The following is a 25,545-nucleotide window of genomic DNA, read 5'->3' as shown; positions in this document are numbered from 1 at the left end:
AAATTCAATTACAGTTCATATGCATCAAAGGATCAACCGCTTGGCCATTATGTCGTATTGTGAAACACATCTGTGGATCTTTATCTTGTGTGCTTGATTTACCTGCAGATCCAATTACTTGACCTTGCTTTACTTTATCGCCAATTTCAACATGTATGTTTTTTAAATAGGAGTACACAGTCATGTAATTATCTTTGTGTTCCACTATAATTAAATTCCCATACCATCTCAGCCCTTTGCCTACATATATCACTTTGCCTGGTGCAGAGGAAACTACGTTCGTTCCATTTTGAGCAGCAATTTTTATGCCATCCTTACACATTTCATCAGAAGAGGTAGCTGAACCTTTAACTGGCATTACAAATTTACAATTTACCTCCACGTTTTGTGCATTATTGTTATCTTTGTATATCCTATTTATGATGGCTTTTCTACTTTCTTTTTGCACTGAAGGCTCCCTAATTAAATGGTACTCTCTTGTATATTCCAGATCTCTTTTTCCGTAAAATTCTTCGCCTTTAAGCAGCACAGGTGCAGGTTTTTGCAGGCCACAGCCTATTAATATTGCTAATAACATAAGAAATGAGGCTATATGCCACATTTTAAACTCTCACAAAACTCCAAAATTTTAGCGAGACGTAGTGTTTCACGCCTGCTTGTTACTTTCCTCGTTATTTATTTTACTAGTTAAATAGTCCCTCAAATCGGTGAGTTCTTGCAACAAATTCTTTGTGACTTTTATATCATTACCAAATTCTTTTTGCACTCCTTTTATTGTATATCCTTTATCATATAGCATGTATTTTACTTTCTTTATGGCCTCTATACACTTGCGATCATATAGCCTTCTTCCTTTACGCTTTGTAGGCTTAATTTGATGAAATTGACCTTCCCAAAATCTCAAAACATGCTGTTCCAAATGTAGCTCTTCAGCTACTTCCCCAATCGTATAAAATAATTTTTCCTTGTTCATTAATTATTGATTGATTTTTTTATAATTTTTGAAGGCCTAAAAGAAACTGAATTTCTTGCCTGAATCATCACTTTCTCCGATGTATTTGGTATATTTCCTGGTCTTTCCTTCTTTTTCTTAACCAAGAATGTTCCAAATGACGATATTTTTACTATTCCATCCTTTGCCAAGCTTGTCTTTATTTCGTCCAATATATCATCTATTATCGAAACAGAGTCTTCCTTTGATAATCCTATTTCTTGGTTTATATTTCCAGCTATCGTTGCCTTAGTTACTGTTGTGTCTTTTGTTGTAACGTGATCCATTATTGATAAATATTACAATACGTAAATATAATATAGCAATCGACTCGAGATTCAGCTACTTTATTTTTTAGAGTATGTCTCTTTTGTTGCATAATTTAAAATACCGGCAACTATCAATATCGCAAATATTGCAAAAAGTGCCATTTTATGATCTGTAAAAAGTGCTAACATTGACACTATAACTCCACTGCCAATAAACATAAATCCATTGATAATGGATGATGATGTGCTGATGTATTTTCGTTTCACAATCTCGCTGCCGACAGTAAAATTAAGCATATGTCCTCCCGCAAAAAACCCGAACATTAACATACAAAAGTACACAACGTGGACTGTTAAATGGCTGTATAGTAAAATAATAATTGAGACGCCTTGCAATAAAGCAAAAGCAGAAATTACATGTTTCCTATTTTTAAATAAGTTTGAGATTCGATCTGCAATTGGAGCACCAACTGCAAGACCAAGCCATAGTATTGCAGTTGCTATACCTGACTCCATTGCATTGAGTTCTGAGTTGCCCAGTAACCTTGGAGCCCACAAGGTATTAAGTGCTAAAAATGTTCCAAAAGTAATAGCACCCACCACTGAAGTTATCCAGATATCTCTTAATTTTAGCACTGTTAATATAGAGCACATTACTATCTTCATAGAGCTTTTTATTGTGCGCTTTTCTGAGCTGCTTTCTGGAAGTGTGTTTGGACAAAAAAGCGTAAGTACAAATATCAACACACCAAATAGTATTATGCATACAATCAGATTTTTCCAATATGCATTTTCGGCAAGCAAGTTAGAGAACAGTATTTGAATTACCAAAGCAGAAAGGCTTGAAATTGTCTGCACTAGTGAAAACATTAGTCCAAATTGGGCAGCGGAAAAACATATGCTACTTGTGTGAGCAGCACCAATAAAACCAAATGATGCTCCAGTTGCAATCAACACTTGAGACAAAATCAAATGGGAGAAATTGTCACTATTAATAAGGACAAAAAACCCCAAGATCATAGTTGATAACGAGAAAAAATAAATTTTTTTACTGGAAAAAACATTAAACGTTGCTCCACTAAAAAATTGTAAGATGGCGAAAGTCCAAGTATATGCTGAATTAGCCAGTGCAACTTGCGCGATTGTAAGTCCAAGTTCCTTTTCGAGATTTACACTTATAAAGGTATAAATTATCTGCATGTTGCTGAATATAACAACCAAGTTACTAATCAGCCAAATGAACCAAGCCTTAGCTCTGCTTTCCATAAGATTTATTTTTATAAGTAATCTATTAGAAATTTAACACTAAGTCTCTTTTTAAGCTATTGTTTCCTGACTACTGTTATAGCTAACCCAAAAAACGGTTTCCCTACGTCATGCCGCCGCGGTATCTCTTAGCCGCTAACAAGCAGCGGGATGACGATTGTCAGGGTGTCATCCCAGCGCCCCTATGATGTCATCCGAGTAGCCAACACTGGTTTCCATACAAGACGGTGTCATTCCAGTGCTTGACACTGGAATCCAGACTTTAATTGTTATACTTGTAAATAATCTGGTGAAAATAAACGTTCATCTCAAAATGCAGTATTTTTGTTGAAATAGCTCAACTGGATCCCAGTGTCTGGGCACTGGGATGACACCATAGGAGGCTACTTGGATGACAAAAAAAGGAGCACTGTGATGACAGCAGTCCTACGTCATACCGCCGCGGTATCTCTAGATCCCGCTAACAAGCAGCGGGATGACGAGCTTATCGTCACGCCGCCACGAACCGTCATACCGCGATTCATTCGCGGTATCTCAGCCGCTAACAAGTAGCGGGATGACGGTTGTCAGGGTGTCATGAAAGTAGCTGACACTGGAATCCAGAAAAAAAGAAATATGTATCAGCTACTTTCATTTGCTGCGCCTCGAAAATAAACGTTCATGTAGCTAAGCCATAAATCCAGTATAAAGACCTTTAATCATTGGCTTCGTAGTACTTCTCAACCAACTTATTAAGTAACCTTACACCAAAACCTACTGCTCCTCTTGGACAAATGTCAGTACCTTTCTCGTGCCAAGCAGTGCCTGCGATATCTAAATGTGCCCAGCAAGTTTCATTCACAAAACGCTGTAAAAACTGTGCAGCCATTATGCTATCTCCACCAGAGCCTGCAGGAGCGATGTTTTGAACATCAGCAATCGGTGAATCAATAATTTTGTCATAAGTTTCATTCATAGGAAAACGCCATAACTTCTCATTTACTTCATTTCCTGCATCAATCAGACGGTTTGCTAATTCATCATTATTTGAAAAAAGACCAGCATATTCGTTATTTCCAAGTGCAACCACTATAGCACCAGTTAAAGTTGCAAGATCAATCATAAATTTTGGTGAGAATCTATCTTGCGTATACCATAAAGCATCTGCAAGTATGAGCCTTCCTTCTGCATCGGTGTTCAACACTTCTATTGTTTGTCCAGACATTGAAGTTACTACATCACTTGGTCTTTGAGCATTACCACCCACTGCATTTTCTGCAAGTGCGACCACGCCAATTGCATTTACTTTTGCTTTTCGTCCTGCTAAAGCATGCATCACCCCAACCACAGTAGCAGAGCCTGCCATGTCATATTTCATCGACTCCATACCACGTGAAGGTTTGAGTGATACTCCACCAGTGTCAAACGTTATACCTTTACCAACAAAAGCTATAGGCTTTTGTTCTTTAGAAGCCCCATTCCATTTTATCACTACTAATTTTGGTTCTTTACTACTTCCTTGTGCAACTCCAAGCAAGGCTCCCATTTTTTTCTCTTCCATCTGCTTTTTATCAAGCACCTCGATTTCAAGGCCAAGCTTAGTAAGTTCTTTTTTTATATGATCAGCATAGGATTCTGGATATAGAATGTTAGGAGGCTCTGTTATAAAAAAGCGCGCAAGGAATATACTCTCACCTTCTTGCCTTAAGTGCTCAAATGATCTTTCAGCATTACTTAATTGCTTATCTTTTACTAATACGGTAATCTCCTCTACCTCTGTAATTTTCTCATCCTTTTTAGTTTTATACTTATCAAACTTAAAACTACGCAGAAACGCACCATATGCAACATTTGCTGCACTACCTTCGATTAAAACCGCTGCTTTTTTAATTTTTAATCTGCTTAGCTCACAATATATTTTACCACCAATATTTAATTCTTTATTTTCATTCCATTCATCCTTCTTACCCAGTCCAACAACTATAACATTTTTTTCTTCTGGCAAAGCAGTAGAGAAAAATTCACCAAAACTTCCATTGAAATCGCTAAATTGCTTTATATTATCTATGACCTGTTTTCCTTGCAAAACTCCGCCATCATTTACGGTTTCGTTGTCTTCAAACAAACCCATTACTATTGTTTTAAAATCGGGCGAAATTTTAGAAATTGTTATTTTCATTGCTGGTATCTCCGTTGCAAATAATTGTAAACTGTACATAAAACATAGCAAAAACATCAGTAAGATATTTTTCATATACATCCTAAGTACAATAACACTTAAGTTTACTATGGACTCCCTTACATGCAAGGTTTTTTATCTTTTATTAGAGAACTTATTATATCCGCCCAAGGTAATGTTAAACGTATAGGTTTTTATGACCTGATCACTGTAAGTAAATGGTGTTATGAGAAGGCTTGCAAGCCCATTACTAACAAAATCTTCAAGAACAGGATCAGCGCAATTATGGTCAGCAAAAAACATTTGCGTTGTGAATTCTGGAAAATCCGGATGTTGAACTAGAAAGTTGATATGTGGAGCTCTATCACCAATTTTACCAGGTGCTATCGTAATAAAATTATAATAGCCAAGATTATTCACTACAAACCTTCCTGATCCAGCAAAATTCAGATCATCCTCTATATTCTTATCGTAATGGTTCACGCCGCGTGAATTCGCGTGCCATATAGAAACTACAGCATTTTGTATTGGTAAGCAGTTTATATCAGTAATTCTACCCACTATGTGTATTAATTCCCCTATTGCACTATTTGGAGAACCAGGTTTCCTTCTTAAATTGTTTGAAGAGCTAAAATTTTTTGGCCTTGCATCAAGGTCATATATTTCCGGAGTTTTAATGCAGTTGAGCAAAACAGGATCAGCTGCAAATAGCGGCAAACTGAATATCATTTGTACTAAAAGTGCTAACAAGATATTTTTCACATTCATTTCATTTATAATAGACTTCTTGCATAACCATATAACAAACTTTTATTGGAAATAGAAACGAAAAAACTTGCTTGACACCCTTCGCCAGCCCCCTTATCATGAAACTGAAGGTATTCAGTTATCTTCATCTGTGCAGATTAAACAGCAAGAAAACAACGTAGTTGGCGTCTTATTTTTAATTTTTTGCACTATGTGCACCTTATGTCTTCACAATATTTCTAGGTCTTTACCTACACAAGCTGAAACGCGCTATTTAAAACATTAAAAAACGCCAACTTAAAAAATGGATAGTGAATAACTAGCTACCCTAGGGTTTCTTTTGCCTTTTTTTCTGTTTAGTAAATTGTATCCGTTCAGCGGAGTGGTAGAATAAGGTAGACAAAGTGATCTAAAAAGATAATCATAGAGCAAAAGTGAGGTAATGTGGTAAACCTTTTAGAACTTTGCAAAAATTTACAGCAAAAAATAGAAAAACTGAAAGCAGAGATAGAAAACTTAAAAGCAGAAAATAAAGCTTTAAAGATAGAGAACGCTGAATTAAAGGAAAGGCTCGGTTTAAATTCAAAAAACTCATCCCTGCCCAGCTCAAAAGAGCTATACAAAATAAAAAAGGACAAGCCAAAAAGCGAAAGGAATGTTGGCGATCAGGTTGGGCATAAAGGAAATTTTCATGCCACAATGGAAGCGGATAAAGTAGTAAAAATAGAGTTGCCTAATATTTGCGAATGCGGAGGAGAGCTTGTAATATGCGAAAAACCTTATGTTCACCAAAAAGTTGATCTTCCGGAAATTAGGCCTTATGTAGTAATTGGAACATGGTCGTTGTCGGAGATGCAGAAAAAGAAAAAGTAGCAAGTTACCAGAAAGTGTTACGCCAGATACATTTGGTCCAAGGGTTAAGTCTATAATTGCAGCACTCAGCGGATTTTACAAAAACTCAAAGCGTGAAGTGGCTAGTATCATAAATGACATTTTTAATTTGAACATAAGTGTTGGCAGCATATCAAATCTTACTATTACCCACAAATATAAATGTACTTATAAATAAAGTATTACAATATTAGAGTTTGCAAATATTGAGGGTATAAAAATGGCAAACGAGAGTAATGAATGGGCTAAAAATGAATTTGGAGATGCTGTACTTGGAGATAAAAGATTAACTGACCGATTAGTAAATATTGCTGACAGTTTGATAAGTTTACCTGAAAGCTCAATTAATGAGGCATGCGGAAGTTGGTCAGAAGCAAAAGCAGCATATCGTTTTTTTCAAAATGAGAACGTAAAAGAAGTCGATATTCTAGCTTCACACATTGATAAAACAGTTGAAAGAACAAAAGCTCATAAAAGAATTCTTGTGATTCAAGATACAACTTATATTTCATACTCAAGCCATAAGCGGATTGGGAACTATTGCTGGAAAAGGAGCAGTAATGCATACAGCCCTTGCTTTTAGTACGGAAGCTGGGAATACTGGATCAAAAGATTTACTCGAGGCAACTCATTTCTGAAGAAGAAAACAGACTAAAGAGCCATCGTAACAACGTTCATATTGAGGATAAAGAAAGTATGAAATGGCTAGAAAGTTTAAAGAAAACAAATAATATTATAGATCTGGCCCAAACCGAAGCTATAACTGTATGTGACAGAGAAGCAGATATGCATGATTTTTTTGAACTTGCACATAATCTTAACTCAGAAATTTTAGTAAGAGCTTGCCACAACAGAAATGTAAATAAAAAATTCATGCATACCAGGAACAAGCAAAAATTATGGTCATTTATCCAAGGTCTCCCTTGCGCTGGAAAAGTAGAAGTTGAAATCCCTGCTAGAGATAACAAGCAAAAAAGGACAGCGTTTTTAGAAATTAGATTCGGAAAATTTATCACATGAAGGCCATATAAAATGTAAAGAAGGTCACATAAAATATAAACCGACAGCATTATTCAGTCTACAACTTCACGCAATTCATGTTGTTGAAAAAAACTCTCCTCCCGAAGCAAGTCCTCTAGAGTGGATGCTTTTTTCCGGTCAGTACTTTTGAAGAAGCTGTTGAAAAAGTTAGTTGGTATTGTTTGAGATGGAAAATAGAGATATTGCATAAGATTTTAAAATCTGATCTCAAAGTTGAGGAATGTAGACTTGGAACAGCAGAAAGATTAATGAGGTATTTAACAGTCATGAGCATTATTGCTTGGAGAATTTTCTTTATTACATCAATTGCAAGAACTAACCCAACATTACCATGTACTGCCTTATTAGCTGAGGAAGAATGGAAAGTTTTATATGTTAAAATACACAGGAAACCATGTCCAAATATAGCCCCTACTATAAAAGAAGCCGTTTCGTGAACTTGGAGGTCATTTAGCAAGAAAAAGCGACCCAAAACCAGGACCAATTACTCTTTGGAAAGGGTGGAGACGTCTCTTTGATCTAGCAGAAGGATGGAGACTTGCTCATGAACCTCATATTTGTGGGTAATAGTAAGGTTTCTAAGGGAGGGAGTAGTAGTAATACTGCTTCCTTACCTGACCAGTTTGCTCGTGATAAAGGTTTTGAGAAACGCGCTCAATACTATGCTGCTAAAGCTTATTCAAGTCAAGCTCACAAAGGTGATCAAGATCTTAAAGGAGTTATTTTTATTGCTATCGCCGATTTTATCTTATTTCCTAACAAGCTGGCTTACAAATCTGATCACGTTACTTTTGATAAAATTACCTATGAACATGATCTCAAAGATTTTAGTTGCACTTTCATCGAGCTACCAAAGTTTAATAAGACAAAAGAAGATCAGCTTTCAAATATTGTTGAAAAATGGATTTATTTTTTTAGTGCGACCCTGAAAGTCGTGGTTTTGTGGTGGTTAAATTCCACTTTCCCTAGACATCGGGGATAATGTATATCTCACATTTTAAAGGGTGGCAACCTTTGGGGTGCAAGCATGAGATAAAAGCAGGTAACACTAAACCTCATGGTGAATCCTTGCAAACAGAGTTAGATATGATTACGAGAGGAACCTATGTTTGAATTGTCGTCAAAGCATAGTATGCGAAAGGAGGTTGAATTACGCATAGACCAAAACGGTATGAAGCAAAAGTGGAACTAAAGATTGAAGACTTTAGTTATTGATGTTCCCAGCTTCCGGCAAATAGTAGGAATCTAAGTTTAACGTGAAACGAAGCCATGGAACGGAGTAACCACATAAAAGCTCTTATATTCATTAAAATATAAGTAGGTAGCCAACCACAAGCTGCTATGTGGAAGGATTGTTTAAGAAGCTAATGCCCAAAGTAATATCTGGGATATGCAGACGTAAACACTTTAATTTGGAAGGTAAAGTGGTGAATAGTAGTGAATATGTTATGGACCAGCAAAAAGCTAGGTATGAATGGAATGGAATTCCTTGGCGAAAGCTGAAGAAATCTTCATTTAAGCTACAAAAACGAATTTACCAAGCTTCTAAATGTAATGATATCAAAAAGATGCATAATCTTCAAAAATTATTGCTCAAATCAACAAGTGCAAAAACACTCGCTGTTAGGAAAGTAACACAGGACAATAGGGGGAAGAAGACTGCAGGTATTGATGGAAAGGCTAATCTTAATCAAAAAGAAAGATTACAACTATCATATTCTTTAGATATAAAAGAAAAAGCAAAGCCATCAAGACGCGTCTGGATCCCAAAACCTGGTAAGCCATCGGAGCATCGCCCGCTTGGTATACCTACTATATCGTGTCGAGCAAAACAAACACTTGTAAAAATGGCTTTAGAACCAGAATGGGAGGCAAAACTTGAGCCAAACACTTATGGTTTTAGACCTGGTAGATCATGTCATGATGCAATTGAAGCCATATTTGATGTGCTAAAACAGAAAACAGCATATGTATTAGATGCTGATATTTCTGGATGTTTTGACAATATTAACCATAATAAACTGCTTGAAAACCACACCAACGTTAAAGAAAATCATAAGAAGATGGTTAAGGGCAGGCGTTATGGAAGATGGAAAGTTTCAATCCACAAAACGTGGTACAATTCAAGGAGGGACGATCTCACCGTTGCTAGCTTGTGTTGCATTACACGGATTAGAGCAACATATCAAAAAAGCATTAACAAACGAACTCTTTCAATGCATGAAAAGAAAATATGGTAGGATATCGCATAAAAACGCGCAAAAGTCTATTAGTGTAATTTTCTACTGTGATGATTTTGTCATCATACATGAAAATGAAGAGATTATTCTTAAAGCAAAAATTTTAGTTGAAGAATGGTTAGAAACCATTGGACTAAAATTAAAGCCCTCTAAAACAAGAGTTTCTCATACATTAAGAACCATTGACGAAACAAAACCAGGATTTGATTTTCTTGGATTTTCAATAAGACAATATCCAACAAAAGAAAGTAAAAAAGGTTACACATTATTAATAAAACCAAGTCGTAATTCTATAAAGCAGCATACATTTGCTATTAAACATAAACTTAGAGAAATGCGTGGGGCACCACAGGAAGTAATAATAAGGAATCTCAATCCAATAAACAGAGGATGGAGTCAATATTACTCTTCGGTAGTTTCATGTAAAATCTTTAGCTCATTGGATAATACTATACATAGAAAGCTCTGGAAGTGGGCAGTCTTTAGGCACCCAAACAAAGGGAAATGCTGGATAAAAAGAAAATACTTTAAAAAGTATAATAACGATAACTGGCGTTTTATGACAAGTAACAAGATACATCTTATTATACACAGCGATCATGATATTAAACGACATATCAAAGTGCAAAAAACCAGATCTCCATATGATGGTGATTGGGTATATTGGGGCAAACGTCTGAGAAAAATACCAGATAAGCCATTAAGAGTAATAAAACTATTGAAGTTACAACAAAGTAAATGTGATAATTGTAGACTATGGTTTAAAAGTGATGATACAATAGAAATACATCACAAAGACCGGAATAGACGAAACAATATGATCAAAAACTTATCTTTGTTACATGGACATTGTCACGATGAATTACACAGGAGGTGTGCATGAAAAGCACCAAATTGGAGAGAAGCCGTATGAGGCGCAAAGTCTCACGTACGGTTTTGAAGTCGAGTGAGGAGGGGCGACCTTCTTCACTTAGACAACAATATGCAGATGAAACTACGGAAGAAGACTTAAGGAAAATAGCAGAAAAAGCACCAATAATAAAGTTAGCCTACGATGAATTAGACAGGTTTAGCTGGAATGAAAAAGATTTAGTAGCATATGAAGAAAGAATAATGGATCTACGTAAGGAAGAAGCCATTCTTGAATACAGACTTGAGGAAGGTATAGAGAAAGGAAAAATTGAAGTTGCAAAAAATTTACTTAAAGCTGGTGTATCTGTTAATTTAATAGCTGAATCCACTGGCCTTTCTCAAGCTGAAATTGTACAGCTTAAGCAAGAAGTGGCCTAAGTATCACGGTTTTCAGGGCTTTTTTAGCTCGGCAGTGGTCTGAAAAGTCCATTTTTCACTTTATAAAATGTTTATATTTTACCACCTACTTTATTTGAATAAGTTCTTCTGCCACACTCTGAACGGATACTTGAATCAGGCTCAAGTTGACAAGTAGATGTTATCTTGTTATAATAAGTAAGTAAGTATTTATTAATTTAATCTTAACTTAAGAGGGTATTTATGGTAGCAAGTTATAGTGTTTTAAAAAGGTATGCGTTAGCCTATATAAAGAAATCTGGTAGTAACAGTGATGTTAAAGAGTTTTTACAATTTTGTAATACGCAAAATACCACAAATTGGAGTGAGGAGAATTTTAAAAATGCGTATGAAAAATTTACACATCCAAATTCAAGCAATAGGCACGATACAGGAAGCAGAAATGATCAATATAACGCAGGGAATAACGCACAACCTACAGGCTCTCAGATTACACATATACATGTACACAATAGAGGTTTAGACTTTTGGGATTATTTGCTATTACAATGCTGGATGGATTCTTTATTCGGTGGACGTGGTCACACTACGGTTAATAATATAACGAATATTAACAATGGTAATACCACTCATCAAGGGAGAAAAGAGAATAAAAAAGAATCAGAAGACAGTAGAAAGCTATTAGCTTTGGGTATAGTAGCTGCAGTTGTGTGTGTTGCTTTCCATGCTGGTATGTGTTTTTGGTATAACAGCAGCAGAAAAGTGGCTAGAAAAGAAGAAAAAATAGATTACCTGGATAGTAAATTTAAAACGTTCAGAAATATAGAATTTGCGGTTGGCGTTGTTTCTTTGGCAGCTTTGGTAGCTTGTGCTGTTTACCCAGTCTCACCAGTGTGGGGTTTAGCTATCCTTGGCGTTAATTCTCTCGTATGTTTTGCTGGTGGTTTGGCTTTTCATATGAAGCATGAGGAAGAATCAGAAAATATCGAGAAAGCTAAAGGAGCGGTAGATAGCTATCTTAGACAAGGGCATGGTTATGGAGATTCTTCTCGTTATGATGCACCACCTCCTTACTCTCCTCAATATCCTAATACTACTCCAAGCGCTCCTCTTTACTTTCCTCAAAGCGCTCCTCCTTCTTATAGTGAATTTAATAGTTCTAATGTGGAACAGCAGTTTGGGAGTTATGAGGGGGTTCATGCGTGATAAAAATTAACAGTTTTATTTTTAGCCAAATTAATTGAATCAAGCCACAAAATCTGCTAAAGTTAACTTTATGAAAGCACCCTTAGCTCAGTTGGATTAGAGCATTTGACTACGGATCAAAAGGTCGGGCGTTCAAGTCGCTCAGGGTGCACCACATTTTATAGGAAGCAGAAGTCACACTTGAAATTAATATATGCAATACCTATCTTTAAAGGTTAAGCACTAAACTATTATATATGAGCAAAAAAGACTACTATGAGCTACTGGAAGTAGGCAGAAATGCCAGTATTGATGAGATAAAAAAAGCGTATAAAAAATTAGCGTTAAAATATCATCCTGATAGAAATCCTGGCAATCAAGAAGCAGAGGAAAAATTTAAAGAAGTAACAGCTGCATATGAAGTTCTGTCTGACTCTGAGAAAAGGGCAGGCTATGACCGTTATGGCCACGAAGGTGCTTCTGGTGGATTTCAAGGCTTTAGCTCTGCAGGAGATTTTAGCGACATATTCAATGACTTCTTTGGTGGAGGATTCGGTGGTGGTGCAAGTAGATCGAGAGCAAAAAGAAGTACAACAGGAGTATCTGGAGCAGACCTACGTTATGATCTTGAAATTACCTTAGAAGATGCATTTAAAGGAATACAAGCGCCTATACATTATGTGACAAATGTAAAATGTGATACATGCCAAGGCACAGGTGGCGAAGGAGCAATTAAACCAGTTCAGTGCCACACATGCCAGGGAAGCGGTAGGATTAGAACTCAACAAGGCTTTTTTACCATCGAAAGAACATGTACTACATGCTATGGGGAAGGAGAAATAATACAAAACAAATGTAAGAAATGTGGTGGAAGTGGACGTAGAAGAGATGAAGTAAATATATCCGTTTCAATTCCAAAAGGCATAGAAGAAGGAGCTAAGGTAAGGATAAGTGGTAAAGGAGAAGCTGGAACAAAAGGTGGAAAAAGTGGAGATTTATACGTATACGTGAAAATAACTTTCCATAAAATCTTTGCTAGAAATAAAGCAGATTTACACTGTAAAGTGCCTATAAGAATGACACTAGCAGTGCTTGGTGGTGAAATCGATATTCAATCAATTGATGGAGCTAAAATAAAAGTAAAGGTCCCTGAAGGCACTCAAACTGGTACCAAACTACGTTGTAGGGAAAAGGGTATGCCATATATGAACTCACATGCTCGTGGTGATTTATACGTACAGGTAATAGTTGAGACTTTAAATCCAAAAAATTTAACTAAAAAGCAAATTGAACTATTAAAAGCGCTTGAAGAAGAGGAAAATGCAAGTGTACAACAGCAATCTGAAGGGTTTTTTAGTAAAGTAAAAAAAAAATAAGAAATCTGCTAAATGACATAAAGGGGTAACTGTTTACGGGTTTTCATTTAATCCTGCAATTCTTTGACCTTATTAATGGAAAACTTAACAATAGTGTTATTATTAGCCAACAGAAACTTCTTAGTTCCTTAAAACTATGTAAAAGCAATAAATTTCTTTATTTAAGGTCGAAGTTTTGCTATTCTCAGGTTTTAATAATTTAAATTTAATGAATATAAACAAAAATGAGTTTTTATTTCTTCCGCTTGGGGGAGTAGGAAGAATCGGGATGAATGTTAGCCTATATCATTACCAAGGTAAGTGGATTATGATCGACCTTGGTGTTGGTTTTGCAGATGAAACTATGCCAGGTGTTGAGCTGCTCATTGCTGATATAGATTTTATTGCTCAAAGAAAAAAAGATTTACTTGGAATAATAATTACACATGCACATGAGGACCACTGCGGTGCAGTGCCCCACTTGTGGGAAGAGTTGCAGTGCTCCATATATACAACAAAGTTTACGGTTAATTTTCTTAAAGAGAAACTAAAAGAATTTCGATTGGAAGGTATAGTGCCTGTGAAAGAGGTAGACATAAATGGCAGCATAAATTTGGGTCCTTTTACCGTCGAGTTTATAAATGTAACTCATTCAATTCCTGAGGCAAATTCAATATTAATTAGCACTGAAATGGGTAGTGCACTCCATACCGGAGACTGGAAATTTGATCCAAAACCTGTTGTTGGATTAACTTCTAATATGGAGCGTCTAAAAGAAATTGGCGATAAAGGTGACCTGCTTGCAGCAATTTGCGATTCAACCAATATATTAAGCAAGCATCACCCTGAGTCAGAAGGTGAAATTTATAATAATATTTATAACATAATAAAGCGGTCTAAAAAATTAGTTGCTGTTTCGCTATTCGCTTCAAATGTGGCACGAATTGAAACGATAAGCCAAGCTGCAAAAGCACTAAATAGAAAAGTAGTTTTACTTGGTAGATCTTTATGGAGAATAGTGAAAGTTGCGCAAGATAGTGGTTATTTAACTGATTCTCCTCAGTTTCTTGAAGCAAAGGAAGCAGTAAATTTTCCAAGGAAAGAACTGGTGCTACTTTGCACAGGTTGTCAAGGTGAGCCACTGGCAGCTACCGCAAGACTTGCTGCTAAGAGTCATCAAGCATTTAAAATGCAGCAAGGTGATACCATGATCTTTTCGTCAAAAATCATTCCTGGAAATGAAACTCGTGCGCACAACATGCTCAATGCCTTTATTGAGATGGGGGTAGAAGTTATTACTGAAAAAACAGAGCATGTTCATGCTTCTGGGCATCCAACAAGAGAAGAGCTAAAGGAAATGTATTCTTTAATAAAACCGAAGATGTCTATTCCAGTTCACGGCGAATATATTCACACGCATGCACATGTAAAATTTGCTAAAGAGTGCGGTGTGGCAAAAGCAATAATGATTGCACCAGGTGATATTGTTAATTTGGAGAACGGAGAAAAGGTTGATTCAATTGATGTTGACTACTTTGGTATTGATGGTATGTTGCTACGTCATCCGGAGAGCAGTGTTATAAAAATGCGTAAAAGAATGAGAGATGCCGGAGTTATTGTGGTAACAGCAGTTGTAAACAAGAAAAATAAATTGCTTGCTAAACCAAAAGTATTTGTACCTGGTGTTTTTGAAGTGCTAGAAGATGCAGCTACCATACAGAAAATTGTCAAGAAAGTTGAGTCGTTGTTTAGTTTGCAGCCAACAAAAAAAATTAAAAATAAGATTGAAAGTTCAATATTGAGTATCTTAAAGGAATATTTACTAAAAAGACCTATAATTGAGGTTCAGATAGAACAGGTATGAAATGAATGAAGCTATTCGTTCATCTGGTGTTATTTATTTCGTTATTTATTCCTTATTTTACAAAAGCTGCTTTATATGTTGATATAAAAAAAAGCAGTGTTGGTAACATTGGTCTTGTTGTATCTAAATGTACATGTAAAACAGCGTTGGAAAGCGAATTAAGCGAAAATATTGCAAAGGTAATAGGAACAAATTTATCTAATTGTGGCTTATTTAATGTAAAACGTGGCGCGGAAGCTGAATCTAAATCTTGGAAAAGCGATACTGTAGTCACAGTAAGTTTAAGCGAAATATCTGGTAGTGCATTAGAGCTATCATTTCGTTTATTTGACACTTTTACAAAAAGAGAATTACTTACTCAGTCAGTTGTTTTTCCAGCAAAAGACTGGAGAAAAATTGGTCACCTCGTTTCGGATGTGATACATGATAGATTAATTGGTGAGAAAGGGCACTTCAACACAAAAATCACGTATATCGCTGAAGAAAAAGATAGCAACTACAAATCTGTGCGTAAAATTGCTGTGATGAATCAAGATGGAAGTAATATAAAATACTTAACAAATGGCGATAGATTTGTGTCAACACCGAGATTCTCACCAAATGGAAAGGGTATTGTTTATATCTCGTACGCAAATGGTAAAAGTTATATAATATTAAAAAATTTAAAAGATAACACTGAATCAATAATCAGCGCATTTGAAGGAGTTGTTTCTGCACCAAGATTTTCTCCCGATGGTAAATCTCTTTTAATTTCCCACTCATTGGGTGGTGAAACGAATATATTATCTTTGGATTTAAGTAGTAAACGAACAAAAAAAATTACTAAAGGTTCAGCTATAAGCACTTCTCCCTCTTTTTCTCCAGATCAAAAGTATATGGCTTTTAGTTCTGATATAAGTGGGAGTCAGCAACTGTACGTTATTGATTTTACTAACAAAAGTAAAAAACCTAAAAGAATTAGTTTTGGAAGTGGAAGATATGCTACGCCTGTTTGGTCGCCAAAAGGAGATCTGATAGCTTTTACAAAGATTCAGTCAGGAAAATTTTACATAGGAGTTATGAAGCCAGATAGCAAAGAAGAACGTCTGCTTTCAGAGGGGCATAAAATTGAATCCCCGGCATGGCTACCAAATGGTAGAGAAATCATTTTTACAAGAACAGAATCACCAAGCAACTCTAAACTATATTTAGTAGACTTAGTAAAGAAAAATCAAAAAATGGTTTCCACTCCCACAAATGCTTCTTTACCGGATTGGTCTTATTTTTGAAAGTAGATTTATTGTATCTGTTCAGATGCATGGCTAATGTACAAATACTGAAACAAAAATTCCAGTGCTCCCTTTCTTGTCATCCCAGTGCTTGACACTGGGATCCAGATTGGGCACTAAGTTGGTAAACACGAAAGCGGTTAATCCTCTACAACGTTTTTGATGGAACTGTGCAAAAGGACTGGATTCCAGTGTCAAGCACTGGAATGACACCCATTTGTTCCTATAGTTGTCTTTTCTCGTCTACCTTATTTTGCCACTCTGCTGAACAGATACGATCTATTATAGATTTGATATGAGCCTTATTTTACTTTAATCGCTTATAACCTTTGGCACTACGAAATACCCATGCTCAGGTTTTGTATTGGACAATATCTCTTTTTTAATGTTTTGAGAATTTATAACATCATCGCGTACATGAATGTCCTTGTCTATGCTGCCATAACGCATAGGAGAAACACCTTCAGTATTAACTTGCAATAAAGTATCATGTATCCAATCCAGCATTGTCAGTTCTTTGGAGTAGTGATCAATCTCGTCATTTGATAACTTAATCCTTACAAGCTGTGCAATTTTAAGCATTTCTTCTTTGGTAATTGTTATTTTTCTCTTATTTGCAAATTCTATTAGTGAAGTAATAACGTCTTCTGTTGACTTAGCTGGCATCTTTACCTCCTTGGATAAAGTGAGTTAAAATATCTACGACCGAAACAACTTCTATTTTACCAGTTTTTTCAAATTTGTGAAGTATGGTATCCGTAATCACTAATTTATCTAAAGAAGAGGAAGAAATTTTCTCAACTGCACTTCCTGAAAGCACGCCATGTGTGATGCATGAAATTACGAACTTTGCTCCGTGGCCTTTTAAAGCAAGAGCTGCATTACACAATGTTCCACCAGAGTCAACTATATCATCAACAATGACACAATTTTTATTTGCAACTTCTCCTATTATGTTCATTACTTGAGATGTGCCTGCTTTCTCCCTATATTTATCTACTACAATAATCTTATCACTTAACCCTATCTTGTACTTTTCCTCTAAAGTCTTTGCAAAAGCACGTGCTCTACCAATTGCTCCAACATCAGGTGCAACAATTGCCAAATTTTCCGTGTGTATAGAGTCAACAAATGCTTCAAAGCAGTTCAAATTAGTTATCGGTACATCAAAGAATCCTTCAATTTGACTTGAGTGCAAATCAATAACTGCAACGCTACTTGCACCTGCAGTTTGAATAAGATTTGCAACTAATTTGGCACTTAAAGCAGACTGCACATTATTGTTCTTGATAATTCTATCTTGCCTGCTATATCCATAATAAGGGATAATTACTACTATCCTTTTGGCTCCTAATCTATTTACTGCATCAATTATAAGCAGAAGCTCCATAAGATTATCATTCACAGGGGGAGAAAGAGATTGTATTATATATACTTCTTGATTATACAGATCATTTGCTACTTCTACATTTACCTCACCATCGGTAAACTTTGATATCCAAGCAGAGGATGGTTGAACATCTAGCCGGTTAACTACTGATTCCCCTAATTCCTTACTAGCATTACCTATTATTATCTTCATAACGCACTAATTGAGTTTTTAAGATTATACAGAAATTGTGAAATAATTGAAATGTAAGTTTCTTTATCTAGTATTCTTGTCGGCGAATTAGGTATCTCTTGTACAATGACCTGTCATTTTCACGCATTGTTTCAATATACAGACCCAAATTGAAACAACTATACAAAATCCTGCTTATGTTTCAAGATAAATGACTTTAATGAAATATAATTTATCTAGTCATTTGTATCTGCTAACATACTACACTTCCCATTGTAGAGCCTCTGCAACTTACTGAAATTTATAATCGCTTTGTAAAAAGCTTTATACTCTTTGCTTAATTGGAGGTGCTACCTCTGCACTTTCTGCTCTGTCTAGGGTACTACTTGGTTTTTCTGCAGTAATTTTTTGAGTGCTACCATCTGCCTTATTCTTGATATCTGCTCCATATGATCTTAATACTTCAATAGCTTTCTCGTTTCCACTATTCAGCGCAATATCCAAAGCATCCATTCCATCATTATTTTTGTGGTTGATAAAATTCTCTAACTCAAAGATTTTTATACATTGCTCAATGATGAATTCTACCACTTTTCCAGGGCAATTATTAGCGGCAGGAAAGAGTACTGCATTGTTATTATTGTCTTTCTTTGTTACATCTGCTTTGAGCTTGTCTATCAAATACTTGATAATTTCTATTCTGCTATCATCTTCTGCTTCAGTGCACTGCCTAGCAGCTAAAAACAGAGCTGTTCGCCCATTATTGTCCACATCTTCGATATTTTGCCCCTTATCAATTAAGGCTTGTATTATATTTTTGTTCCCATACAAAGCAGCAAAGTGAAGAGGAGTATACCCTTCGGTACTTTCTCTTTCATTAATCAATGCACCATGGCTAGCTAGTAATTCTATAAATTCTGGCGTATTTGCAAAAACTGCAAAGTGCATTGGTGTTAGATCATCTTTACCATGATTTTGAGTTTTTGCATTAACGTTTGCTCCATTTTTTATCAGCAATTTTGCTATTTCTAATTGTTTGCGTCCGATGGCAATATGCAGTGGCGTACGATTGCGTTCATAATGATCATTGACGTTTGTGCCACATTTTATTAGTAGTTCTGCAGCTTCAATATTACCTTCCTGAATTGCAACGTATAAGGAAGCATATCCATCTTTTGTTTCCTCTGTCATACGAAATTGCGAACATGTTAGTTCATATATTATTAAGGATTATTATTAAGTTTTTATTAATACAATATTAATGTAGCGGGATGACGAGCTTATCGTCATCCCGCCGCGAACCGTCATACCACTGCGAACCGTCATACCGCCGCGGTATCTCTAGATCCCGCTAACAAGCAGCGGGATGACGGTTTTTCAAATTATCGTAAGTCAGTTTAGCTATAGCTACAAGTTTCATTCTTCCCTTACAAATAACTTTACTGCGTCCTTTTTTCGGATTCAGAATTAGCAAGAAACGTTCTTGTAAGGTGGTCTACTAAAATTTTGCTTTATAAAACAATGTCTGAACTATGCAATTAATACATTATCAACACAACTGATTCATAAAAGCAAATATTATAACCACGAAGAGAGGAAATGTTATGCTTAGTTTAATAAGAAAGACCTTGAGAAAAAAAATGACTTATCAGGTAAACGATTCGAAATTGAAAGAGAAAGATGAAAAAAGTATTTTAAAATTAGCATCAAAAATAAAAGGCAAAAAAAGTAGCATTGCTGAAGAACTAGAAAAAATATCTGAAAAGGAAAAACAAAGGATTCTTACTACGGAAGTAAGCAAACATCGGGGTAAAGAACCAACTATTATATCACTTGCTTATGCTATACTACGTAAAGATAGTATAGCTGTTGAGAAAATGTTAAGAGTAGCTAAAGAAAACGGTATTCTGAAAGACATTCTTGACGCAACAACAACTATAAAATATCCAGGTGGTCAGGAAGAAACTTGCACACCACTTACTTATGCCATATTATGTAAAAATAGCAAAACTATTGAAGAAACTTTAAAAGTCTCTAAAGAAAACGGTATTCTGAAAGATATTCTTAACGCAACAACAACTATAAAATATCCAGATGGTCGGAGAGCAACTGTTACACCACTTGATTATGCTATACTATGTGGAGATAGTATAGCTATTAAAGAAATTTTAAAAGTCTCTAAGGAGAACGGTATTCTGAAAGATATTCTTAACACAACAGCAACTATAAAATATCCAGGTAGCCGGGAAGTGACTTACACACCACTTGCTCATGCTATGTTCTGGAAGGATAGCAAAGCTATTAAAGAAATTCTAGTAGCAGCTGAAGAGAACAGTATTCTGAAAGATATTCTTAACACAACAACAACTATGAAATATCTAGACCGGGAAGTGACTTACACACCACTTGCTTATGTTATACTACGTAGAGATAGTATAGCTGTTGAGAAAGTGTTAAGAGTAGCTAAAGAAAACGGTATTCTGAGAGATATTCTTGACACAACAATAACTATAAAACATTTAGATAGCCGGGAAGTGACTTACACACCACTTGCTTTTGCTATATTCCGGAAGGATAGCAAAATTATTAAAGAAATTCTAGTAGCAGATGAAGAGAACAGTATTCTGAAAGATATTCTTGACGCAACAACAACTATAAAATATCTAGATGGTCAAGAAGAAATTTACACACCGCTTACTTACGCCATATCATGTAAAAATAGCAAAACTATTGAAGAAATTTTAAAAGTCTCTAAAGAAAACGATATTCTGAAAGACATTCTTGACGCAACAACAACTATAAAATATCTAGATGGTCAGGAAGAAATTTACACACCGCTTACTTACGCCATATCATGTAAAAATAGCAAAACTATTGAAGAAATTTTAAAAATCTCTAAAGAAAACGGTATTCTGAAAGATATTCTTGATGCAACAACAACTATAAAATGTCCAGATGGTCATGAAGAAACTTGCGCACCGCTTACTTATGCTATACTACGTAAAGATAGTATAGCTGTTGAGAAAATGTTAAGAGTAGCTAAAGAAAACGATATTCTGAAAGACATTCTTGACGCAACAACAACTATAAAACATTCAGATAGCTGGGAAGTAACTTACACACTACTTGCTTATGCTATACTGCGTGAAAATAGTATAGCTATTGAAGAAATTTTAAAAATCTCTAAGGAGAACAGTATTCTGAAAGATATTCTTAACGCAACAATAACTATAAAATGTCCAGATGGTCGGAGAGTAACTGTTACACTACTTGCTTATGCTATACTACGTAAAGATAGTATGGCTGTTGAGAAAATGTTAAGAGTAGCTAAAGAAAACGGTATTCTGAAAGACATTCTTGACGCAACAACAACTATAAAATATCCAGATGGTCAGGAAGAAACTTGCACACCACTTGCTTATGCTATACTACGTAAAGATAGTATAGCTGTTGAGAAAATGTTAAGAGTAGCTAAAGAAAACGGTATTCTGAAAGACATTCTTAACACAACAATAACCATAAAAATAATCAAAAAGTAACTGATAAGTTACTTGCCGCATTACATGATCGCAAAGTTATTCAAGAAATTTTAGACATAGCTAGAGAAAACGATATTCTGAAAGACATTCTTAATGCAACAATAACTATAAAATATCCAGATAGTGAAGAAAAAATCTACACACCACTTACTTATACAATATCATGTAAAAGCAACGAAGCTTTTAATACAACAAGAGCTATAAATCAAGATGGTCAGGAAAAAACTCACATCCCATTTCCTACCGTTTCCGTACTTGATGAAAGAGAAACTGAATTAAAATTAAAAGAAAAAAGACAAAGTAGAAGAGATGAGGGATTAAATTTTAACAATGGTAGTAGTGACAAAAATGTTGAAATAAAAGTTAATGGGGATATCTTGTTGCAGCATAGTAGTGGAACTAAAAATGAAATAAATCATACTGCTGTACGTAATGATGTAGGGGGGGTAAAGCTTCCTATAGAAAGTAGAACAAATGTTAAAGTACGGAATATAAGTGGATGCAAAGTAATGACTGTAGCTTCTATGGTGATTGAGTTGGTAGATAGTAAAGCGACATGTGTACTGTTAAAACCCACCACTAAATTGGAAGAAGTAGCTATAACATATTTTCAAGGTTTAGCACTATATTTATGAAACTTAATTTATATGTGCTAAACAAGATGCTGATTAGTTTTATAGGGCTAACCCAAGAAAGGTTTCCCTACGTTATACCGCCGCGGTATCTCTAGATCCCGCTAACACGTAGCGGGATGACGGTTGTCGTTTAGCTATAAATATTAAAAAATTTACCAAGCGAAAAAAAGGCAAAAGAAGCCCTGTAGTGGTTGGCTATTTACTATGTACTAAAATATCAGCGTTTTTTTTATTCTAAAACGCTTGATTAAGAGCGATTTAGCTGCTTTTAACTTGCAACTAACCTACACCGCAAGTGTTTAAGAAATTTACTAAGCAGGAAAAAAGGCAAAGAAACCCCGTAGTAGCTAGCATTCAAATTCTCCCTTGTCAATTTGACGTTTTTTGCTGTCTTAAACGCTTTGTAAGCGCGTTTCAGCTTATATAGGTAAAAACCCAGAAATGTTGTGAAGACATACGGTGCACATAGTGCGAAAAATTAAACATGAGACGCCAAATACCCTAAGTTTTTTGTCATTAACCTGCACAGATTGCGAAGATAAATAAATAGCTTCAGTTTCATGATAAGGGGGCTGGCGGAGGGTGTCAAGCAAGTTTTTCGTTTCTGTGAACCACCTGCTAACCGACAGCTAACATTAACTACCGATATCGTATCTGAAGAAGCACCCTGGCCATTCTAAAAAATTTAATGCTGAGTACACCTTACTTTTGGCTTCCTCTATAGTGCTCCCTTCTGCTACTATATTTAGCACTCTTCCGCCATCGGAAACTAAGTTACCACTTTCATCCAATTTAGTACCAGCATGAAACACCAACACACCAGGAATGCTTTCAATCTTATCTAATCCTTTAATTACTTCTCCCTTTTGATAATCACCCGGATAGCCTTTACTTGCAACAACTACACAAACTGTAGATTTGTTGTTAAGTTCCACCATTTTGACATTTAACTTTCCTTCTGCAACTGACAACATCAATTTTAACAAATCGCAATTTGAATCAAATCTAGGTAATATAGATTGCGTTTCTGGATCACCGAATCTAACGTTATACTCGAGAAGTTTTGGGCTATCTTTGCAAATCATTAAACCAGCAAAGAGTACTCCTTTATAAGGCGTACCCATGTTAACCAATGCTTGAGCTGTAGGGTATATTATTTTTTGGATAATTTTTTGCTCCATGTCCTTACTTATAATTGAAGGTGATGAGTACGACCCCATACCTCCAGTATTTTGGCTTTCATTACTTTCATCAACTCTCTTATAATCTTTTGCAAACCCAAGAGTTACTACTTTCAACCCATCAATAAGAGCAAAAAAACTTACTTCTTCTCCAACTAAAAACTCTTCTATGATTATTTCTTCACCTGATTCACCAAATTTTTTCTCCACTAGCATTGAATTTATTGCTGAAAAAGCTTCCCTTTCTGTATTACATATAACCACCCCTTTTCCTGCTGCAATTCCATTTGCTTTCACTACAAGTGGAAACTTTATTTTATTGCTACGTACAAAATCTTTAGCTAACCCTTCATCAACAAAACACTCGTACTTGGCAGTTGGTATACCATATCGTTTACATAGTCCCTTGGTGAAAGACTTCGATCCCTCAAGTTTTGCAGTTGCTTGACTTGGAGCAAAAACATTTATTCCCTCTGCAACTAAATCATCAGCAAGCCCATCAATTATTGGTTGTTCTGGACCAATAACAACCAACTCTATATTTTCTCTCTTGCAAAATTGTGTAACATCCACTGAATTTTGAATATTTACATCCACAAGAGCCCCAAGATCTTTCATAGCTTGGCGACCAGGAGTTACATATAACTCAGTCAAGATAGGAGATTTTTTTAGAGCCCAAAGTAGAGCGTGCTCACGCCCACCAGAACCTATAACCAGAACCTTCATCTTTATTTCCTCGCTTTTCTATATGTCAAAATTATTATTTGCTTATAACAGTATCATTACTCATGTATTTTTGCAACACGTTTGGTATTGCAATCGACCCGTCAGAATTTTGATAATTCTCCATTATGGCAATAATCGTTCTTCCTATAGCTAAAGCTGAGCCGTTTAAAGTGTGAATATATTTTTTCATCTTTTTATCAGTTTCTGAAGAGTATTTAGCGTTCATCCTTCTTGCTTGAAATGCACCACAATTTGAGCAGCTTGATATTTCTCTATATTTATCTTGCTCAGGTAACCATACCTCTATGTCATAAGTCCTTTGTGCAGCAAAACCCATATCACCACTACAGAGTAGCATTACTCTATACGGTAATTCTAGTTTTTTTAATATCTCTTCAACAATACTCGTCATGCGCTCAAGTTCATCATTTGATTGGTCTTCAGTTGTGATACTCACCAATTCCACTTTACCAAATTGGTGTTGCCTTATCATGCCTCTCGTGTCTCGCCCTGCGCTGCCTGCTTCTTTACGAAAGCACTCCGAATATGCAGTAAAGCGAATAGGCAGTTCTTTTTCTTCCATTATTTTGTCAGCAACTAAATTTGTTAAAAACACTTCACTTGTGGGAATCAACCTCAATTCGTCGGTAGTTAAATACGAATCGTCAGAAAATTTCGGTAGCTGACCAACATTATACATAGCCTCGTTTTTCACCAAAGTCGGGTGGTACACCTCAGTATAGCCAAATTCATTAACATGCATTTCAAGCATAAAATTTATTAGCGCTCGTCCAAGCTTAGCTAACTGTCCTTTTAATATCGTAAATCTTGATCCGGAAATTCTCGCCGCTTGTTCGAAGTCCATTAAACCTAATTTTTCTCCGAGTTCATAATGAGATTCTGGTACAAAATCAAACTGTCTTTTTCCTCCATATCTTCTCACCTCTAAATTAGAGTTCTCATCTGCGCCTATTGGCACATCTTGCGCAGGAATATTCGGCAAGTTAGATAAAACATTCACTAACTTATCCTTTTCCGCTTGTTCTTTTAAGCTAATTGCCTCTATCTCATTCGTGATGTTTTTTGATGATTTTATTTGCTCTTCACAGGGGCTCTTGCTCATTTTTAGCTTTTTTATTTCCTCTGTGATTTCATTGCGCTGCCTATTTAAATCTTGCAATTTAGTGGTTAATGACCTTTTCTCGTGATCGATTTCTAATATCTCTTCCGCAGTAGATTCTCTAATTCCCCTGCTTTTCATTGCCTTTTCAAATCCTTCAGGGTTTTTGCGTATATATTCTATATCGTGCATATATTGTGCTATTACTAACATTGTTACTGTACTCCAAAAGCTCTTAA

The 25,545-nt window shown here is 35.7% G+C and carries 21 protein-coding genes, 1 tRNA gene and 3 pseudogenes; 13 read left to right on the top strand and 12 right to left on the bottom strand.

The window, feature by feature from the left end; genetic code table 11:
* Positions 1 to 4: 4 nt before the first annotated feature.
* From AAGD93_RS00985 to AAGD93_RS00960, 6 genes are all read right to left on the bottom strand, one after another.
* Positions 5 to 601: a M23 family metallopeptidase gene (locus AAGD93_RS00985; RefSeq protein ID WP_341819576.1), complete on the bottom strand. Its 597-nt coding sequence runs from the start codon at positions 599 to 601 to the stop codon at positions 5 to 7.
* A 45-nt stretch (positions 602 to 646) separates the two neighbouring features.
* Complete coding sequence (locus AAGD93_RS00980) at positions 647 to 973, bottom strand: MerR family transcriptional regulator (RefSeq protein ID WP_006279880.1); 327 nt, start codon at positions 971 to 973, stop codon at positions 647 to 649.
* A complete protein-coding gene (locus AAGD93_RS00975; protein WP_341819575.1) occupies positions 973 to 1,278 on the bottom strand; it encodes an integration host factor subunit alpha in 306 nt (101 codons plus the stop codon). Before AAGD93_RS00975 ends, AAGD93_RS00980 begins: the two co-directional genes overlap by 1 nt.
* 60 nt (positions 1,279 to 1,338) lie before the next feature.
* Positions 1,339 to 2,526, bottom strand: coding sequence for an MFS transporter (locus AAGD93_RS00970; protein WP_341819574.1), 1,188 nt, complete (start codon positions 2,524 to 2,526; stop codon positions 1,339 to 1,341).
* A 694-nt stretch (positions 2,527 to 3,220) separates the two neighbouring features.
* Positions 3,221 to 4,723, bottom strand: coding sequence for a leucyl aminopeptidase (locus AAGD93_RS00965; protein ID WP_341819573.1), 1,503 nt, complete (start codon positions 4,721 to 4,723; stop codon positions 3,221 to 3,223).
* 96 nt (positions 4,724 to 4,819) lie between these two features.
* Complete coding sequence (locus AAGD93_RS00960) at positions 4,820 to 5,452, bottom strand: protocatechuate 3,4-dioxygenase (protein ID WP_022626196.1); 633 nt, start codon at positions 5,450 to 5,452, stop codon at positions 4,820 to 4,822.
* A 423-nt stretch (positions 5,453 to 5,875) separates the two neighbouring features.
* On the opposite strand from AAGD93_RS00960, the pseudogene AAGD93_RS00955 reads away from it, so the two are divergent.
* From AAGD93_RS00955 to AAGD93_RS00905, 11 genes and pseudogenes are all read left to right on the top strand, one after another.
* Positions 5,876 to 6,488, top strand: a pseudogene (locus AAGD93_RS00955) (DUF6444 domain-containing protein); the annotation flags it as partial.
* A gap of 54 nt (positions 6,489 to 6,542) precedes the next feature.
* Positions 6,543 to 7,930, top strand: a pseudogene (locus tag AAGD93_RS00950) (IS4 family transposase).
* 7 nt (positions 7,931 to 7,937) lie between these two features.
* Positions 7,938 to 8,279 (top strand): annotated as a pseudogene (locus tag AAGD93_RS00945) (PD-(D/E)XK nuclease family transposase); the annotation flags it as partial.
* A 451-nt stretch (positions 8,280 to 8,730) separates the two neighbouring features.
* A complete protein-coding gene (locus tag AAGD93_RS00940; RefSeq protein WP_410529888.1) occupies positions 8,731 to 9,603 on the top strand; it encodes a reverse transcriptase N-terminal domain-containing protein in 873 nt (290 codons plus the stop codon).
* Positions 9,485 to 10,486, top strand: coding sequence for a group II intron maturase-specific domain-containing protein (locus tag AAGD93_RS00935; protein ID WP_410529894.1), 1,002 nt, complete (start codon positions 9,485 to 9,487; stop codon positions 10,484 to 10,486). The genes AAGD93_RS00940 and AAGD93_RS00935 overlap by 119 nt, the downstream gene beginning before the upstream one ends.
* Positions 10,483 to 10,893, top strand: coding sequence for an Rpn family recombination-promoting nuclease/putative transposase (locus AAGD93_RS00930; RefSeq protein ID WP_065094983.1), 411 nt, complete (start codon positions 10,483 to 10,485; stop codon positions 10,891 to 10,893). Before AAGD93_RS00935 ends, AAGD93_RS00930 begins: the two co-directional genes overlap by 4 nt.
* 222 nt (positions 10,894 to 11,115) lie before the next feature.
* The gene (locus AAGD93_RS00925; RefSeq protein WP_341819572.1) at positions 11,116 to 12,078 is read left to right on the top strand and encodes a hypothetical protein; all 963 of its coding nucleotides are present in this window, start codon (positions 11,116 to 11,118) and stop codon (positions 12,076 to 12,078) included.
* A 76-nt stretch (positions 12,079 to 12,154) separates the two neighbouring features.
* A tRNA-Arg gene (locus AAGD93_RS00920) sits at positions 12,155 to 12,232 on the top strand.
* 82 nt (positions 12,233 to 12,314) lie between these two features.
* Positions 12,315 to 13,433, top strand: coding sequence for a molecular chaperone DnaJ (gene dnaJ, locus AAGD93_RS00915; protein ID WP_341819571.1), 1,119 nt, complete (start codon positions 12,315 to 12,317; stop codon positions 13,431 to 13,433).
* Between the two features lie 208 nt (positions 13,434 to 13,641).
* Positions 13,642 to 15,276 (top strand): ribonuclease J, encoded by a 1,635-nt coding sequence (locus tag AAGD93_RS00910; RefSeq protein WP_341819570.1) that lies wholly within the window; start codon positions 13,642 to 13,644, stop codon positions 15,274 to 15,276.
* A gap of 5 nt (positions 15,277 to 15,281) precedes the next feature.
* Positions 15,282 to 16,544 carry a protein TolB gene (locus tag AAGD93_RS00905; RefSeq protein ID WP_341819569.1) on the top strand — a complete coding sequence of 421 codons (1,263 nt, stop codon included), beginning with the start codon at positions 15,282 to 15,284 and terminating at the stop codon, positions 16,542 to 16,544.
* Positions 16,545 to 16,577: 33 nt separating this feature from the next.
* On the opposite strand, the gene AAGD93_RS00900 is transcribed toward AAGD93_RS00905, so the two are convergent.
* From AAGD93_RS00900 to AAGD93_RS00885, 4 genes are all read right to left on the bottom strand, one after another.
* Positions 16,578 to 16,757: a hypothetical protein gene (locus tag AAGD93_RS00900; RefSeq protein WP_341819568.1), complete on the bottom strand. Its 180-nt coding sequence runs from the start codon at positions 16,755 to 16,757 to the stop codon at positions 16,578 to 16,580.
* Positions 16,758 to 16,856: 99 nt separating this feature from the next.
* The gene (gene gatC, locus AAGD93_RS00895) at positions 16,857 to 17,210 is read right to left on the bottom strand and encodes an Asp-tRNA(Asn)/Glu-tRNA(Gln) amidotransferase subunit GatC (protein ID WP_015588776.1); all 354 of its coding nucleotides are present in this window, start codon (positions 17,208 to 17,210) and stop codon (positions 16,857 to 16,859) included.
* Positions 17,200 to 18,126 carry a ribose-phosphate diphosphokinase gene (locus tag AAGD93_RS00890; protein WP_341819567.1) on the bottom strand — a complete coding sequence of 309 codons (927 nt, stop codon included), beginning with the start codon at positions 18,124 to 18,126 and terminating at the stop codon, positions 17,200 to 17,202. Before AAGD93_RS00890 ends, gatC begins: the two co-directional genes overlap by 11 nt.
* Before the next feature lie 303 nt (positions 18,127 to 18,429).
* Positions 18,430 to 19,296 carry an ankyrin repeat domain-containing protein gene (locus AAGD93_RS00885; RefSeq protein WP_213862744.1) on the bottom strand — a complete coding sequence of 289 codons (867 nt, stop codon included), beginning with the start codon at positions 19,294 to 19,296 and terminating at the stop codon, positions 18,430 to 18,432.
* A gap of 413 nt (positions 19,297 to 19,709) precedes the next feature.
* On the opposite strand from AAGD93_RS00885, the gene AAGD93_RS00880 reads away from it, so the two are divergent.
* Positions 19,710 to 21,644, top strand: a complete 1,935-nt coding sequence (locus AAGD93_RS00880; protein ID WP_341819566.1) for a hypothetical protein — start codon at positions 19,710 to 19,712, stop codon at positions 21,642 to 21,644.
* A 380-nt stretch (positions 21,645 to 22,024) separates the two neighbouring features.
* A complete protein-coding gene (locus AAGD93_RS00875; protein WP_341819565.1) occupies positions 22,025 to 22,279 on the top strand; it encodes a hypothetical protein in 255 nt (84 codons plus the stop codon).
* 635 nt (positions 22,280 to 22,914) lie between these two features.
* Here the strand turns inward: AAGD93_RS00875 and purD are convergent.
* Both purD and serS read right to left on the bottom strand, forming a co-directional pair.
* Positions 22,915 to 24,186, bottom strand: a complete 1,272-nt coding sequence (purD, locus tag AAGD93_RS00870) for a phosphoribosylamine--glycine ligase (protein ID WP_341819564.1) — start codon at positions 24,184 to 24,186, stop codon at positions 22,915 to 22,917.
* A gap of 34 nt (positions 24,187 to 24,220) precedes the next feature.
* Entirely contained in the window at positions 24,221 to 25,498 is a 1,278-nt protein-coding gene (gene serS / locus AAGD93_RS00865; RefSeq protein WP_341819885.1) for a serine--tRNA ligase, read from the bottom strand.
* Between the last annotated feature and the right edge of the window lie 47 nt (positions 25,499 to 25,545).

Source organism: Wolbachia endosymbiont (group A) of Brachyopa scutellaris (assembly GCF_964026995.1).
Lineage (GTDB): Bacteria > Pseudomonadota > Alphaproteobacteria > Rickettsiales > Anaplasmataceae > Wolbachia > Wolbachia pipientis.
Note: the sequence above shows the minus strand (reverse complement) of the source record. Positions and strands in the feature narration are given on the sequence as shown.